Below are 15,191 nucleotides of genomic sequence, written 5' to 3' on the forward strand. Positions count from 1 at the left end.
CCCATGAGCGATGGATCGTCCTACGACCAGCCCCGGCTGCCACTGAAGCGGCTTGTGGCGCTGGCGGCCGTCGTCGTCGTGATGTATCTGGCCGGCACGGTCGCCCCACCGGCCGCGATCCAGCTGCTCAAGCTCATCCCCCGCGACGTGGCCGTTACGACGCATTCGTCCCCCGCCCCCACCGTCGTCACCGCCGCGGTGCCGGCGCCGGGCTGCACCGGTGGGCTCGCCTGCTACCAGCGCCGTGGCGACGGGGTGTGGACCCGCACCGTGACCACGGGCAACGGCCCGAAGTTCTTCGAGGCCCAGATGAGCGCCGACACCACGCTGACGCTCGACGGCGAACATGCTCTCACCGTCACCGACCGCTCGGTGATCTCGCGCGACTCCGGGTTCCCCGCCCCCGACGCCACCGCCAGCACCACCGTGGAGTTCTCCTCCTTGCTCACCGGCGGGGAACCGGTGGCGGTCGACGCCGAGCGTCCCCTCCCCGAGGGGCTGAGCGCCTTCTTCCCCTACTCCCCGGAGCGGCGGTCCTACTTCTACTTCGACCCGCTCACCCAGGCCAGCGACCCCCTCGACTACGTCGGTGAGCTCACCGTCGGCGAGCTCGACGCCTACGAGTTCCACCACCGCCTGCCCGCCACCGAGCTCACCGGCGACCTTGCCGCGGCCATCCGCGACGAGTTCGCCCCGGCGCTGCCCGAGCTTGGCGACGGCGACGTGCTGCCCTATTACGCCGCCGAGCGCACCATCATCCTCTCGCAGCACACCGGCGCCATCCTCGACTTCTCCGCCACCCTCCACGTGGTGCTCGCCGCCGACGCCGCGCAGGCGCAGCAGCTCATCGACGCCGGCGACACCTCCCGTACCCTCTTCGCCACCACCGCCACCTGGGACGACGCGACCCGAACCGACGCCTACGACGCCACGGAACCCACCGTGCGGCTGCTGCGCTTCTTCCAGATCTTCGCCTGGGTGACGAAGTTCATCATGGTCTCCGCGGCGGTGGCGATGATCGTGCTCATCGCCACCTACCGCCAGCAGGTTCGCCGCGGTGGCTAAGGGGATCACCCGCGCTCTTCTCATCGCGTGGGCGGTGCTCCTCGCCGGGGCGCTCACCCACCCGCTCGCCGCGCCGGGAGACCTGGCGCTGCGCGACATGCTCGTGCTGGATACCCCCGGGATCAGTAATGCGGCCTTCGGGCTCGGCGACCTCCCGGCGCGCAACGCCCCCCAGGACGCGGTGCTCGCGGTGGTGGGGCAGGCCCTCGACGCGTCGTGGGTCGCCCGGGTCATTATCTGGTCCGCGGCGCTGGGCGGGGCATTCGGGGCGTGGTGGCTGGCTGCCGTGACCCGCTCCCGGGCGGGGCTTGGCCAGTCTGCTGCGGCCGTCGCGGCGGCCATGGCCGTGGCGGTGTGGAACCCCTTCGCCGTCGAACGGCTGCTCCAGGGCCAGTGGTCCCTCGTCGTGGCGGCGTGGCTGCTGCCGCTGGTGGCGGCCGCGGCCCTGAGCGGCCGGCCGTGGGTGGCGGCGGTGGCGGTGTGGGCGGCCTCCCTGACCCCGACGGGGGCGCTCACCGGCGGGGCGGTGGCCGTCGCCGCGGCGCGCTCCGGGCGGGCCCGTGCGGGGTTGACGCTGGTCACCGCGCTGGCAAGCCTGCCGTGGGTGGTACCCGGGGTGCTCTCCGACGCCCACGGCACCACCCTGGCCGGCTCGGCGGCGGCCTTCGCGCCCCGCGCCGAGCGCTTCGTCGGCACCGCGGGCACCCTGCTGGGGTTGGGCGGAATCTGGAACGCGGAGGCGGTTCCGTTCTCCCGATCCGCCGGTTTCGCGGTGTTCGGGGTGGCGTTGGCGGTGATCCTGGCTACCGCGTGGCCGCGGGTGGCCCGCGGGTTGCGCCTGCTCGTCATCATCGGCCTCGGCGGGGCGGCGGTGAGCTGGCTGGCGCCGGATGTGCTCGGCATCATCGTCTCCGACGTTCCCGGTGGTGGGCTGCTACGCGACGGGCACAAGCTCGTCATGCTCGCGCTGCCGGGCTACGCGGCACTCGCCTCGGCGCTGTCGCCGCGGATGGCCGTCGCCGCGCTAGCCTGCGCGTTACTCCAAATCCCCGACGCCTCCCTCGCGGTGCGCGAACTCGCCCCGGTTGCGGTGCCGGTCGACGAGCGGCTCGTCACTAAGGCCGACGGGCGCGACGTGTTCATCCCCGGCCGGGCGGCGCTGGCCCGACGCGCCGACGGCGAGGTCATCGTCGACCCCTACGCCAAGGCGCTCTCACTCGTGGAGTCGGGCAAGCTCATCGTCGACGGCCGACCCACCGACCTCGACTCCCCGCGCTACGCCGCAGCCGACAAGGCCTGGGCAGCCGGAGACCTAGGCCAGCTGGCGGCTCTCGGCGTGGGCGTGGTGGCCGTGCCCGAGGACGCCGACAGCTTCCGCGTCGTCGAGACCGGCGCCCCCGCCCGGCTGGACCCGCTGGGGCCGGCGTTGCTCGGGGCGTGGCTACTGCTCGGCGCGGCGCTTAGCGCCGGGTGCGTGCGCAGCGTTCGAGCAGCTCAGCGAACTGCCGGCCGGTCGTCTCCCAGGAGTAGCGGGCGGCATGCCGCCGGGCGTTCTCGCCCAAGCGGCGGCGCTGAGCGGCGTCGGCGAGCAGCTCGCGGGTGACGGCGGCGAGCTCTGCGGCGTCGGCCACCAGCCGGCCGGTGCCCCCATCCTCGATGGAGTCACGCAACCCGCCGGCGGCGGCGTAGCCGATGGTGGGCACGCCGTGCTGGGCGGCCTCGATGACCGCCAGCCCCCACCCCTCCTTGCGCGACGGCATGAGGTGCAGCGTGGCCCGGGACAGCAGCGCGTGTTTGTCGGCCTCGCTGACCTGGCCGTGGAAGATCACTCGGTGCTTAAGGCCGCGAGCGGCGGCGTGCGCGCGCAACTCCTCTTCCCACCAGCCGGAACCGATGACGTCGAGCACCACCTCCTCATCCAGGGTGGGCAGCACGTCCATGGCGTGCTCGATCTGCTTGTGCGGCACCAGGCGCGACAGGGTCACCAGGTGGGTTGATGGCGCTGGTGCTGTCTGTGCTGTTTGTGCTGTCGCCGGGGTCGGCACCGGGTCGACGCCGTTAGCGATGACCTCGATGTCCTCCGCACGCACCCCCAACTCGATGAGCTCCGCCCGCGAGTTCTCCGAAACGGTGACGTACTGCGCGCCACGGTGCACCAGCGGCGACACCCGCGACTCCAGAAGCCACCCCACGGCGCCGACGAGCCGGCCCGCCACCGGCCACTGCTCGCGGTGGCAGTGGTGGGTGAGCAGGATCGTCGGCACCCCGGCGAGGGTGCGGGCAAAGAAAGGAATGCCATTTTGCGTGTCGACGACCACGTCCACCCCAGCCAGCGGGCCGAAACCCAGGCGGCCCGCGGCCATCGCCGCCAGGGCACGCAGGTAGACCGTGTACTTCCCGCCGGCGCGGGAAAAGAGGATGCCGTCGCGGCGCTCCCGGCTCGCGGCGCCGGGGTAGGCGGCGGTGCGGAAGATCACCTCATGGCCCTGGCCTGCGAGGTAGTGGCCCACCCGCTCTAGATAGCGCTCCGAACCGCCACCCTGCGGGTGGGTGGTATCGCGCCAGCACAATAGGAGGACTTTCATAAGCAATCAGAGAAATCCTAGCCCGCGGGCGCACCAGCCTAGAATTGCTGGCTATGACTTGGGCTACCACGCGCAGACTGGCCACCTTAAGCCGCTCGATCCGGCTGCTGCGCTCCTTCCCTTTAGAGCAGGCCGACCCGCCGCGGTTCTACCGGCCGCTGGCCGAGGACACCGCATCCTTGGTGGCGTCGCTGCTCGCCGATGCGGGAGCTCAGGAGCTGCGCGGCGCGCGGGTACTCGACGTCGGCGGCGGGCCCGGCTACTTCCTCGACGCCTTCACTAACAAGGGCGCGTGGTACGTCGGCCTGGAACCCGACGCCGGGGAGATGTCCGCCGCGGGCATCACGGTGGCGACCGCCGTGCGCGGATCCGGCACGGCGCTGCCCTTCGCCGACGGTGCCTTCGATGTCACCTACTCCTCCAATGTGGCCGAACACGTGCCGGACTTCGAGCGCCTCGGCGACGAGATGGTCCGCGTCACCCGCCCCGGCGGGCTGGTGGTGCTGTCCTACACGGTGTGGCTAGGGCCGTTCGGCGGGCATGAGACTGGGGTGTGGCCGCACTACGTAGGCGGAGACTTCGCGCGCCGGCGCTACGAACGGCGCAATGGCCGGCCGCCGAAGAACGTGTGGAGTGAGTCCCTCTTCGACGTTTCCTGCGCCGACGGGCTTGCGTGGGCCCGGTCGCTGAAGCGCCGAGGGCTTGCGGACGTCAAGCTGTGCTTCCCGCGGTATCACCCCTGGTGGGCGTGGTGGATCGTGCGGGTGCCGGTGCTGCGGGAGTTCCTCACCAGCAACCTCGTGGTGGTGGCACAGGTGCGGTGACACGACGCTGGAGGGGCTCGCCGCTGTCGCGTTCTTCGGGCTGGTCGACGACGGTGGTGCTTACCTGCCTGCGGGGCGCCTGCGGAGCCGAAGGTCGACGGGCGACTGATCTCACACCCGGTGGCATCTGCGGACGTTGCGGACGCTGTGGACGCTGGCCGTTTGTCGACAGCTGCCCGGATCAGCGCTTGAATCACAACATGCTTAAGCGACGCGCTACCTCACCCTTCTCCTGCCGTCAAGCCTTTCCGATAGTTTTTCACCTAAAGGTTCCATTTTTCGGCTAGGGCGTGACACCGTGAACCGGTCACCTTAGGCTGAGCCTCGAGGCAACCGCTTCACGTAGACAAAGCGCGTCACGGCATGCACAGGAGGAACCCTGACGTCCGTGTCAGCTCCACTACCTTCAGTTTTCAATATCCAATCAGACGACCAAGGTGACACCGCGGTTCAGCCCCGTGACATCACGAGCTGGATCCACAAAGCAGTTTCCTCCGCGCCGACGCGTGAAGCGCAACGGCTCCCGAAGAAGGCCCAACCCTAGGCAGACAGAATCGTCGACGTGCTCAAACTCAGAGAAGCTTGGGAGGTTGGCAGCTTAGCCCGGCTGCCGATGTCCCCGCGACGCACCAGCAGCTGAAGCCTGTGGCTTTACTCAGTGCGCGGATGTCATCTTCGCACCGAATCAAGGAGGTGAATGGGGAAGTGTTCTCAAGAGGATCCGCCATTTTTGTGGCAGCTCTGATAATTTTTACCATCCAACTGATCCCATTTCTCGTTACAATTCTGGCCGCTTTACTGATTCCTGGAGTTCATTTAACCACTCATCCCCAATCCGCGTTAGAGTGGGCGAGTCTCTCATCTGCCGCAGCCGTAATATCCTGGCTCATCGAAATGTGCGGGAAATGGGTACGCCTGCAATCCATGGAGTTCGGCCTTTCCGAAGAGCGCTCAGAGTATCCAGGCATGGCTCTAGAGCTGTTTCTTTACACCCTTGCGTTCAGGCTAGTATTGCCCTCAACCGCTATCGCCTTGGCCCTATCCATTATCCTCACAGTTTTAGGAATAATGGTCAAAGAAAAGGTTACAGAGTGGTAGGAAGCAGAGAAAAAGGATGGGGCCCAGAAGGCTAGGGCATCAACGACCCCTTGTCGGGCCGCCCGCCCCAGCGATGCACGTGCATCACCGCCACGCCCACCCCGGCCACCAAGCCGAACGTTTCCTGTGAACCACTATGCACGGCATACCCAACCCTGCCTGACCAGGAAAATCCCCACCTCAAACGATGCACGTGCATCACCGCCACGCCCGACAGCGGCGCTTGAAAAGTAGCCCAACCCGTCGAGCAGGCCCAGCCCCCAAACGATGCACGTGCATCACCGCCACGCCTGCGCCCACCCCGACCCCCCAACCCGAACGTTTCCTGTGAACCACTATGCACGGCATACCCAACCACGCCTGACCAGGGGAATCTCCACCTCAAACGATGCACGTGCATCACCTCCACGCCCGACAGCGCCGCTTGAAAAGTAGCCCAACCCGTCCACCAAGCCGAAGCTCCCAGCGAGCCACGATGCACGGCATACCCAACCACGCCTGAACAGGGAAATCCCCACCCCAAACGATGCACGTGCATCACCTCCACGCCCACGCTCACCCCGACCCCCCAACCCGAACGTTTCCTGTGAACCACTATGCACGGCATACCCAACCCCACCCGACCAGGAAAATCCCCACCCCAAACGATGCACGTGCATCACCTCCACGCCCACGCTCACCCCGACCCCCCAACCCGAACGTTTCCTGTGAACCACTATGCACGGCATACCCAACCACGCCTGACCAGGGGAATCTCCACCTCAAGCGATGCACGTGCATCACCTCCACGCCCGACAGCGCCGCTTGAAAAGTAGCCCAGCCCGGCCACCAAGCCGAAGCTCCCAGCGAGCCACGATACACGGCATACCCAACCCCACCCGACCAGGAAAATCCCCACCCCAAACGATGCACGTGCATCACCTCAAGCCTGCCGCGGCAAGCCTCCCCGATTATTTCTTCAACTGTGAAGAGCCAGTATGCGGGCACACCCGCAGAGTGCTGCCGTGCAGCTGAGGTTGTGGGAGCAATAGCAAAAACCGATATAGCTCTTAGTTTCTTGCGCCTGTGACCTGGAATGAATCGGGCCGCTGAAGCGCCGCCGCCAAGGCTGACGCATAACTCTACTTCCCCGGAATCACCCATCGAACGCCCGATAGCGGGTTCGAGTGCCGGTGCTTCGGCAGTTTCCCACCAGCAACCCCGTAGTGGAGACCCTAGCGTGGTGGCGGCATCATCCGCACAACGGCACCCCAGGTGGCTTATTGATCCTTGGGTGACGACTTCGCCGCTGTACGGATATTCACGTTGAACATCGATTCTGTGAAATCGAGGTCTTCTCCTTCGAGGATGTCCTTAGCTGTCTCTGAGATGTTGACGATCGTCCCGTTACCGGCTGTTATCCCAAGCCCGAGGAGAAAATAAATAGCAGGATTGTCCATCACCATGGGCGCGAGAGCCCATTCCCCATCCACGTGGCGGCGGAACCACTCCCCCACCACATATGCGAGGAGCTGCTGGCATTCTTCGTGCGGCCGACTAGAGTCTCGAATGCTCTCTACTAACTGCCGAGGAAACTGCGTGCCCAACGTTTGGGCATCGGCATCGCTGGTAGCTGCCAGGTACTCCGTTTCTAGGTAGCTCCTCAGTTTACGTTCAATGTCTTCTAGGTTCGCCGTGATGCGCGCCTCGTAGCGAAATACGGAATTCTCCACGAGAGCCTCTAAAGATCAAAGAACATTGACGGGCTCGGAGGGAAGGCTGCGATCGACGCGAACGAGGCCAAGCTGTCCGAAAGCCCAAAGCCCATCAGGTGTCTCGGCGGGCTCGACGCCTCCCCTAGGAGGTAAGGAACCTCGTCTGTGCGGTGGTACACGCCGCCAAGCTCCCAGCAGCCCAACCGCGGCGATGGAGCATAACGAAACCGGCCAGGCCCCTTAGTGGGGACCTGGCCGGCGGCTAGCGGCTATCCGCGAAAGGCGGCGGACATCCGGTTAGCGTCGTGTCTTAGAGAGCATCCTCGATGCGCTTGCGCTGCGCCTCGAACTCCTCGATGACCACGGACGGGACGCGCTCGCCGAGGAACTTGAGGTACTCGGCGTTGTCGTCGAGGGAGGTGGCCCACTGGGACGGGATGACGGCGAGAGCCTCGGCGACGTCCTCGACCGGAACGTCCAGGCCCTCGAGGTCCATGTCCTCCGGACGGGCGACGTAGCCGATCGGGGTCTCGACGGCCTCAGCCTTGCCCTCGCAGCGGTCGATGACCCACTTGAGGACGCGGGAGTTCTCGCCGAAGCCCGGCCACAGCCAGCGGCCGTCTTCGCCGCGGCGGAACCAGTTGACAAGGAAGATCTTCGGCAGCTTGTCGCCGCCACGCTCGCCCATGTCAACCCAGTTCTGGATGTAGTCGCCGACGTTGTAGCCGATGAACGGCAGCATGGCGAACGGGTCGTGGCGCAGGGCGCCGACCTTGGCCTCGGCGGAGGCGGCGGTCTGGCCGGAGGCCAGGGTGGCGCCGATCATGGTGCCGTGGTTCCAGTCGAAGGCCTCGGAGACGAGCGGGACAGTGTCGGCACGGCGGCCACCGAAGAGGATGGCGTCGACCTTGACACCGCGGTAGTCGTCGTACTCCGGCGCGACGGTCGGGCACTGGGAGATCGGGATGGTGTAGCGGGAGTTCGGGTGGGCGGCCTTCTCGCCGGACTCCGGGGTCCAGTCGTTGCCCTTCCAGTCGATGAGGTGCTCCGGCGCGTCGGTGCCGATGCCCTCCCACCAGACGTCGCCGTCGTCGGTGAGCGCCACGTTGGTGTAGAGGATGTTGCCCGGCTCCATGGACTTCATGGCGATCGGGTTGGAGTCGTAGCTGGTGCCCGGCGCGACGCCGAAGAAGCCGTTCTCCGGGTTGACGGCGTAGAGGCCGTCTTCACGCAGGTGCAGCCAGGCGATGTCGTCGCCCACGACCTCGGCGGTCCAGCCCGGGATGGTCGGGGTGATCATCGCGAGGTTGGTCTTGCCACAGGCAGACGGGAAGGCGCCGGTGATGTGGTAGGACTTGCCCTCCGGGGAGGTCAGCTTGAGGATGAGCATGTGCTCAGCCATCCAGCCCTCTTCCTGCGCCATCTTGGAGGCGATACGCAGGGCGTAGCACTTCTTGGCGAGGATGGCGTTTCCGCCGTAGCCGGAGCCGTAGGACCAGATTTCCTTGGTCTCCGGGAACTGGGTGATGTACTTGGTGTCGTTGCACGGCCAGGTGACGTCCTCGTCGCCCTCTTCGAGCGGGGCGCCGACGGAGTGGTAGCAGGGCACGAACTGGCCGGTCTCGTCGATCTTGGCCAGGGCCTCAGCGCCCATGCGGGTCATGATGCCCATGGAGAGCACGACGTAGGCGGAGTCGGTGAGCTGAACGCCCAGCTTCGGCTCCGGGTCAGAGATGGGGCCCATGCAGAAGGGGACCACGTACATGGTGCGGCCGTGCATGGAGCCCTTGTAGACCTCCAGCATTTCCTTCTTCATGGATTCCGGCTCGTGCCAGTTGTTGGTCGGGCCGGCATCTTCTTCCTTGGTGGTGCAGATGAAGGTGCGGGACTCGACGCGAGCGACGTCGGAGGGGTTGGAGCGAGCGAGGTAGGAGTTGGGGCGCTTCTCCTCGTTGAGCTTGATGAGGGTGCCGGCCTCGACGAGCTGGCCCGCCAGGCGGTCAGCCTCTTCCTTAGAGCCGTCAACGAAGACGACGTCCTTGGGCTCGAAGAGCTCGACAGCCTCGCTGATCCAGTCGATGAGTTCCTGGTTCGTGGTGGGCAGTTCGCCGACCAGACCCTTGATTTCAGTGGTCATTCGCACTCCTGAATGCTTATCGCCTTGGGTACCGGGCGTTCAGGACCGGGGCTCGATTCTGACGCCTCACACCACTCACACTAACCCTCACATCGACGATTGCCCACCGGAAAAGTTCGCCTAGTTCCCGACTGGTCATAAACACAATGGTCAGCCCGTTTCGACGTTCGAAGCCCGCCTGAACATGTGACCTCTACCACCCTTAAATTACCCCCGAAGGAGGTGGCCCGAGGCGCCTCGACGACCCTCAAGGTGCCGAACGGGCAGTTTAGCGGCCATGTCCACACCCATTCATTCACATCGCTACCACGTACCGCTCCAGCTCCCACCTCAATTCGGTGTAGTTAGGCCATCCTTCATGTCCGATTTTTCACCCCCGTTCGATACCCCCTCGATGTACCAGTACGTTCGTACTGGATATAACCACAGTCCCCCGATTGCCGAATCCGCGGGTGGACTGGGAGAATTGGCGCCGATGAATACCAACGCTCACCCCCCGCAGGACCCCACCGTCGACCCTGGCACCCTCGGCGAACTGCCGTCGGGCCGGCCGCTGCAAACCACCTTCACCGACGGCCTCGACTACCCGCGCATCGGCGCCGTCAGCTTCCGCCGCGGCACGCTGACTCCCAACCAGGAGGCCCTGTTCACCGAGCACTGGCCACGCCTCGGCCGCATCCTCGCCGACGAGGTCATCGACGTCGACGCCTGGTTCGGCCGCTCCGGGCACCCGACCATCGTCGAAATCGGCTCCGGCACCGGCACCTCCACCGCCGCGATGGCCCCGCTGGAGGCGGACACCAACGTCATCGCCGTCGAGTTGTACAAGCCCGGCCTCGCCAAGCTTCTCGGGCAAATCGTGCGCGAGGACATCACCAATATCCGCATGGTCCGCGGCGACGGCATCGAGGTCCTCGCCCGCATGATCCCCGAGGCCAGCCTCGACGGCGTCCGTATCTTCTTCCCCGACCCCTGGCCGAAGGCGCGCCACCACAAGCGCCGGATCATCCAGTCCGGCCCCTTGCGGCTCATCGCCTCCCGCCTCAAGCCGGGCGGCGTCCTTCACGTAGCCACCGACCACGCAGACTACGCCGAATGGATCGATGAGCTTGTCACCGTGGAGCCTCGCCTGGAGTACCGGGGCTGGCCGTGGCCGGAGTGCCCGCAGCTCACCGACCGGCAGGTCATTACGAAGTTCGAGGGCAAGGGCCTCGATAAGGAGCACACAATCCGCGAATACCTGTGGCAGCGCACCACTGACTAAGCCCGAGGCGGTAGCTTAAGGGGCAACAACCATTGTTTTTCCCTGATAGCAAGAAAGACCGTCTCCGCAATGACCGATATTCACGACAACGCCCACCACTACAACCAGGGAGCGGCACCGGGCCCGGACGGCCTGCTGCTCGTGTGGGACGCGCCGAACCTGGACATGGGCCTCGGCGCCATCCTCGGCGCCCGCCCGACGGCGGCCCACCGGCCCCGGTTCGACGCGGTCGGCCGGTGGTTGGTCGCCCGCGCCGAGCAGCTCAGCACCGAACTCGGCATCCGCATCGAGCCCGAAGCCACCGTCTTCACCAACGTGGCCCCCGGCAGCGCGGAGATCGTCCGGCCGTGGGTGGAGGCGCTGCGCAACGTCGGTTTCGCCGTCTTCGCCAAGCCCAAGGACCACGACGACTCTGACGTCGACCCGGACATGCTCGCCCACATCCAGCGTCGCCGGGCGGAGGGAACCCTCAAGGGGCTCATCGTCGCCTCCGCGGACGGGCAGAACTTCTCTCCCACCATCGGTGAGCTCATCGGTGAGGGACTGCCGGTCACCGTCCTAGGCTTCCACGAGCACACCTCCTGGGCGGTGTCCGACCCGAACCTGGAGTTCGTCGACCTCGAAGACATCCCCGGGGTGTTCCGCGAGCCGCTGCCGCGCATCCAGCTCGACAACCTGCCCCCGGAGGGTGCCTGGCTGCAGCCCTTCCGGCCGCTGTCGCACCTCGTGCACCAGCACTAGTCGTAGGAGGCAGAGTGTTCTACCGAATAGGCCGCTTCACGGTCAAGCACCGACGCGCGATCCCGCTGGTCATCGTCGCCGGGATTATGCTGCTCTACGTCGTCTTCGGGCTGCGGCTCGACGCCCGGCTCAGCCAGGAGGGCTGGGAGGACCCGCACGCCTCCTCCACCCGGGCCGCCGCCACCGAGCTGGCCGTGTTCGGCCGGGACAACTCCGGCGACGTCATCCTGCTCTTTCGCGCCGAGCAAGGGGTGGACAACCCGGAGGTGAACTCGGCCGCCCGCCGGCACCTCACGGACCTCAAAGACGCCCACCCGGACCGCATCGACTCGGTGACCAGCTACTTTGATACCCGCAACCCCAACCTGGTCAACGACGACGGCACCCTCGCCTTCGCCGCCATCGGGCTCAAGGGCGACGGGGAGCAAACGCTCAAAGACTTCCGCGCGATCGAGCAGTGGCTTGTCCCCGACACGTTGCCCGACGGCATGAGCGTGGAGGTGGCTGGCGCCACCGCCGTCGCCGACGCCCTCGACGACGGCATGGCGCGCGACATTTCCCGCGCCGAACTCATCGCCCTGCCCCTCGTCGCCGTCCTCCTGCTCGTCGTCTTCGGGTCCGTGGTGGCGGCGGCGATGCCACTGGTCGTCGGCGTGCTGGCCATCCTCGGCGCCCTCGGGGTGCTCTCCGTGCTGGCGAGCTTCCTCCAGGTCAACGTCTTCGCCCACGCCATCGTCACCCTGCTCGGACTCGGCCTGGCCATCGACTACGGCCTACTCATGGTCTCCCGCTTCCGCGAAGAACTTGACGCCCGCCGCCCCGTGGGCCGGGCCGTGGCCAACACGGTCGCCACCGCGGGCAAGACGGTGGTGTTCTCCGCCGGCATGGTCATCGTCGCGCTGTCCGGTCTGTTGCTCTTCCCCCAGGCCTTCCTCAAGTCCGTCGCCTACGGCGCGATCGCCGCCGTCGGCCTCGCCGCCGCCCTCTCCGTGACCCTGCTGCCGGCGCTGTTCGCCCTGCTCGGCCCGCGGATCGACACGTGGTCGGTGCGCCGGACCTCGCGGCGCGCCCGGGCCATTGAAGACACGTGGTGGTACCGGGTGCCCGCCTGGGCCATGACACGGGCCAAGCTGGTCACCGTCGGCATCGTCGGCGCCCTGCTGCTGCTCACCCTGCCCACCGGGGCCATCTCCTTCGGCGGCATCAATGAGACCTACCTGCCGCCGTCGCACGCCACCCGCCAGGCGCAAGACGCCTTCAACGAGGCCTTCCCCGAGTTCCGCACGGACCCCATCAAGCTCGTCGTCTCGGATGCGACCAACGAGCAACTCGTCGACGTCGTCCTGCAATCCCGCGCCGTGGAGGGCCTCACCTCGCCCATGACCGCCGGGGCCACCGTCGACGGCACGACGGTGCTCTACGCCGGCATCGCCGAGCGCGCCGACTACGGCTACGTCGTCGACCAGCTGCGGGCCATCACCGCGCCCGACGGGGTGACCCTCGAGATCGGCGGCACCCCAGCCATGGAGGTGGAATCCCTCGAAGCGCTCTTCGCCCGCCTGCCGTGGATGCTGCTCTACCTCACCGTCGTCACCTTCCTGCTCATGACTGCCGTGTTCGGCAGCCTCATCCAGCCCGCCAAGGCGATCATCATGACGGTGCTCGGCCTGGGTGCCACCCTCGGCGTGCTCACCGCCCTATTCGTCCAGGGCGTCGGCGCCAGCCTGCTCGGGTTCACTCCCGGCCCGCTCATGAGCCCCGTGCTCGTGCTCATCATCGCCATCATCTACGGCCTGTCCACGGACTACGAGGTCTTCCTCGTCTCCCGCATGGTGGAGGCCCGCGAACGCGGCCACGATACGAACGAGGCCATCCGCCTCGGCACGGCGCATACCGGCACTATCATCACCGCCGCCGCGCTCATCATGATGGTCGTCGCCGGGGCGTTCGCCTTCTCCGACATCGTCATGATGAAGTACATCGCCGCCGGCATGATCGTCGCCCTCGCGCTCGACGCCACCATCATCCGCATGCTGCTCGTCCCCAGCGTCATGTCCCTGCTCAAGGAAGACAACTGGTGGGCGCCGGCACCCGTCAAGCGGCTCTACTACCGCCTCGGCCACGGACCCGCGTGGGCCGCCGCGCCCGGCGCGCGCGGTGACCGAGAGGTCCGCCCCGGCGACGACAACATCGACGACGCCATCGTCCTGCCCGCCAACGAAGCCGCCCGCGGCGGAGTGGCCACCGACAGCGACGAGGACCTCGTGCCGTTTAGCGAACTGATCCACCGCCTCGAACACCGCAACGAGGGCTGATGGCCTCCGCGCGCACGCGGCAATGGCTGCGCTGGCTGGCCCCGCTGGCCGTCCTCGGGCTCCTGCTCGTGGCCCTGCGCGGGCAGCTGCCCTTCCTGGGCGAGGCCTTCGCTCGCTTGGGTGACACCCACCCAGGGCCGGTGCTGGCCGGCGTCGTCACCGCCGTCGCCTCCCTGGTGGCCATGGGCGAGGTCATACGCCTGCTCATGCGATCCGGATCGGTCACGGTAGCGGCCCGGGAGACGCTCGCGATCACCCTCGCCTCCAACGCCTGGTCCACCTCCGTGCCCGGCGGACCGGCCATCTCCGCGGTGCTCACGTTCCAGGTTCAGCGACGCTGGGGCGCCTCGGCGGCCGTGTGCGGCTGGTTCTTCGTCATCTCCTCGGTCATCTCCACCGCGTGGCTCGCCCTGCTAGGGCTGCTCGCCGTGGTGGTAGGCGCCGATCTGTCGACCGGCTCGCTGCTCGCCACCGGCGCCGTCCTCATCGCCGTCGGCGCGGCGGTGTTCTGGGCATGCCACCGCCCCGACGTCCTCGCCCGCTGGCTCGGCGCCGCCGCCCGACGCACCAACCGGTGGGCCAGCCGTCGGGTGCGACGCCTCAGCGGACGCGCACTCATCGACGCCGACGCCGTCGAGACTTCCGTCCGCCAACTCGGCCTCGTGCGCATCTCCGCGCGCGACTTCGCCGCCGTCTCCGCCTTCTCCCTGGCCAACCGCGCGCTCGACGTCGCCACCATCTGGTGCGCCGCGTGGGCGGTCACCGGCCAGCCGCGCGCCGACGTCGGCGCCATCCTGCTGGCCTACCTCACCGCCAAGATCGCCGGCTCGGCGCAGGTCACCCCGGCGGGGCTGGGCACCGTCGAGGCGGCCATCATCGCCGCCCTCGTGGCCACCGGCGTCCCGGCCGTCGACGCCACCGGCACCGCCATCGTCTACCGGCTCATCTCTTTCGCCTTCATCACCGCCATCGGCTGGATCATCTACGCCGCCCGCTACGCCCGCCACGGATTCGCCGGGCCGGCCGCGCTCCGCCGCGCCTAGGCGGGCTTGGCTAGGGTAGGGACCCATGAACAAAGTAACCGGATTGGCGTGTGACCTCGGCGCGATTTCCCTCTTCGCGCTGCTCGCGCGCATCGCGCACCGCTCCGCTGACCAGCCCGTCACCCTCGCCACGTGGGCGTCGACGGTATGGCCGTTCGCGCTGGGTGTCATCGGCTCCTGGGCCATCATCGCCGCCGCCCGCTGGCGCGGTGGGCAACTAGCCCCGGCGGGTGTGACCACATGGCTGGTCACGGTCGTCACCGGCCTGGGCATCTGGGGCATCCGTCACCAGGCGGTCCCCCACTGGTCCTTCATCATCGTCGCCAGCAGTATGTCCGCGCTGCTCCTGCTGGGGTGGCGCGTCGCGCAAAGCGCGTGGCGCAAAGCGCCACGCGGAAAATAGGTAACGCGGGGAGTAGGTAACG

The 15,191-nt window shown here is 67.3% G+C and carries 11 protein-coding genes; 8 read left to right on the forward strand and 3 right to left on the reverse strand.

What is annotated here, in order from left to right; genetic code table 11:
* The first annotated feature begins 3 nt into the window (after window positions 1-3).
* Window positions 4-1,065, forward strand: a complete 1,062-nt coding sequence (locus tag CUTER_RS10110) for a porin PorA family protein (protein ID WP_047260321.1) — start codon at window positions 4-6, stop codon at window positions 1,063-1,065.
* Between the two features lie 1,460 nt (window positions 1,066-2,525).
* On the opposite strand, the gene CUTER_RS11450 is transcribed toward CUTER_RS10110, so the two are convergent.
* Window positions 2,526-3,650 carry a glycosyltransferase family 4 protein gene (locus CUTER_RS11450; RefSeq protein ID WP_082121359.1) on the reverse strand — a complete coding sequence of 375 codons (1,125 nt, stop codon included), beginning with the start codon at window positions 3,648-3,650 and terminating at the stop codon, window positions 2,526-2,528.
* A gap of 53 nt (window positions 3,651-3,703) precedes the next feature.
* Here CUTER_RS11450 and CUTER_RS10130 point away from each other — a divergent pair, with 53 nt between their 5' ends.
* Together CUTER_RS10130 and CUTER_RS10135 are read left to right on the forward strand one after the other, a co-directional pair.
* Window positions 3,704-4,474: a class I SAM-dependent methyltransferase gene (locus CUTER_RS10130; protein ID WP_047260324.1), complete on the forward strand. Its 771-nt coding sequence runs from the start codon at window positions 3,704-3,706 to the stop codon at window positions 4,472-4,474.
* A gap of 666 nt (window positions 4,475-5,140) precedes the next feature.
* Window positions 5,141-5,572 carry a hypothetical protein gene (locus CUTER_RS10135; RefSeq protein WP_144412314.1) on the forward strand — a complete coding sequence of 144 codons (432 nt, stop codon included), beginning with the start codon at window positions 5,141-5,143 and terminating at the stop codon, window positions 5,570-5,572.
* A gap of 1,259 nt (window positions 5,573-6,831) precedes the next feature.
* On the opposite strand, the gene CUTER_RS10140 is transcribed toward CUTER_RS10135, so the two are convergent.
* The gene (locus tag CUTER_RS10140; protein WP_047260326.1) at window positions 6,832-7,284 is read right to left on the reverse strand and encodes a hypothetical protein; all 453 of its coding nucleotides are present in this window, start codon (window positions 7,282-7,284) and stop codon (window positions 6,832-6,834) included.
* Between the two features lie 292 nt (window positions 7,285-7,576).
* Window positions 7,577-9,403, reverse strand: a complete 1,827-nt coding sequence (locus CUTER_RS10145) for a phosphoenolpyruvate carboxykinase (GTP) (RefSeq protein WP_047260327.1) — start codon at window positions 9,401-9,403, stop codon at window positions 7,577-7,579.
* 475 nt (window positions 9,404-9,878) lie between these two features.
* Here CUTER_RS10145 and trmB point away from each other — a divergent pair, with 475 nt between their 5' ends.
* From trmB to CUTER_RS10170, 5 genes are all read left to right on the forward strand, one after another.
* The gene (trmB, locus tag CUTER_RS10150; protein ID WP_047260328.1) at window positions 9,879-10,667 is read left to right on the forward strand and encodes a tRNA (guanosine(46)-N7)-methyltransferase TrmB; all 789 of its coding nucleotides are present in this window, start codon (window positions 9,879-9,881) and stop codon (window positions 10,665-10,667) included.
* Between the two features lie 69 nt (window positions 10,668-10,736).
* Entirely contained in the window at window positions 10,737-11,408 is a 672-nt protein-coding gene (locus CUTER_RS10155; RefSeq protein ID WP_047260329.1) for an NYN domain-containing protein, read from the forward strand.
* Window positions 11,409-11,422: 14 nt separating this feature from the next.
* Window positions 11,423-13,723, forward strand: a complete 2,301-nt coding sequence (locus CUTER_RS10160; RefSeq protein ID WP_047260330.1) for an MMPL family transporter — start codon at window positions 11,423-11,425, stop codon at window positions 13,721-13,723.
* The gene (locus CUTER_RS10165; RefSeq protein WP_047260331.1) at window positions 13,723-14,766 is read left to right on the forward strand and encodes a lysylphosphatidylglycerol synthase transmembrane domain-containing protein; all 1,044 of its coding nucleotides are present in this window, start codon (window positions 13,723-13,725) and stop codon (window positions 14,764-14,766) included. The genes CUTER_RS10160 and CUTER_RS10165 overlap by 1 nt, the downstream gene beginning before the upstream one ends.
* A gap of 25 nt (window positions 14,767-14,791) precedes the next feature.
* Window positions 14,792-15,169, forward strand: a complete 378-nt coding sequence (locus CUTER_RS10170; protein ID WP_047260332.1) for a DUF3054 domain-containing protein — start codon at window positions 14,792-14,794, stop codon at window positions 15,167-15,169.
* Window positions 15,170-15,191 lie beyond the last annotated feature (22 nt).

It is taken from the genome of Corynebacterium uterequi (genome assembly GCF_001021065.1).
In the GTDB taxonomy this organism is placed as follows: domain Bacteria; phylum Actinomycetota; class Actinomycetes; order Mycobacteriales; family Mycobacteriaceae; genus Corynebacterium; species Corynebacterium uterequi.

What these genes read in the sequence shown, in the direction of transcription:
- CUTER_RS10110 (WP_047260321.1), top strand. Translation starts at nt 4, where the DNA reads ATGAGCGATGGATCGTCCTACGACCAGCCCCGGCTGCCACTGAAGCGG.
- CUTER_RS11450 (WP_082121359.1), bottom strand. Translation starts at nt 3,650, where the DNA reads ATGAAAGTCCTCCTATTGTGCTGGCGCGATACCACCCACCCGCAGGGT.
- CUTER_RS10130 (WP_047260324.1), top strand. Translation starts at nt 3,704, where the DNA reads ATGACTTGGGCTACCACGCGCAGACTGGCCACCTTAAGCCGCTCGATC.
- CUTER_RS10135 (WP_144412314.1), top strand. Translation starts at nt 5,141, where the DNA reads ATGTCATCTTCGCACCGAATCAAGGAGGTGAATGGGGAAGTGTTCTCA.
- CUTER_RS10145 (WP_047260327.1), bottom strand. Translation starts at nt 9,403, where the DNA reads ATGACCACTGAAATCAAGGGTCTGGTCGGCGAACTGCCCACCACGAAC.
- trmB (WP_047260328.1), top strand. Translation starts at nt 9,879, where the DNA reads ATGAATACCAACGCTCACCCCCCGCAGGACCCCACCGTCGACCCTGGC.
- CUTER_RS10155 (WP_047260329.1), top strand. Translation starts at nt 10,737, where the DNA reads ATGACCGATATTCACGACAACGCCCACCACTACAACCAGGGAGCGGCA.
- CUTER_RS10165 (WP_047260331.1), top strand. Translation starts at nt 13,723, where the DNA reads ATGGCCTCCGCGCGCACGCGGCAATGGCTGCGCTGGCTGGCCCCGCTG.
- CUTER_RS10170 (WP_047260332.1), top strand. Translation starts at nt 14,792, where the DNA reads ATGAACAAAGTAACCGGATTGGCGTGTGACCTCGGCGCGATTTCCCTC.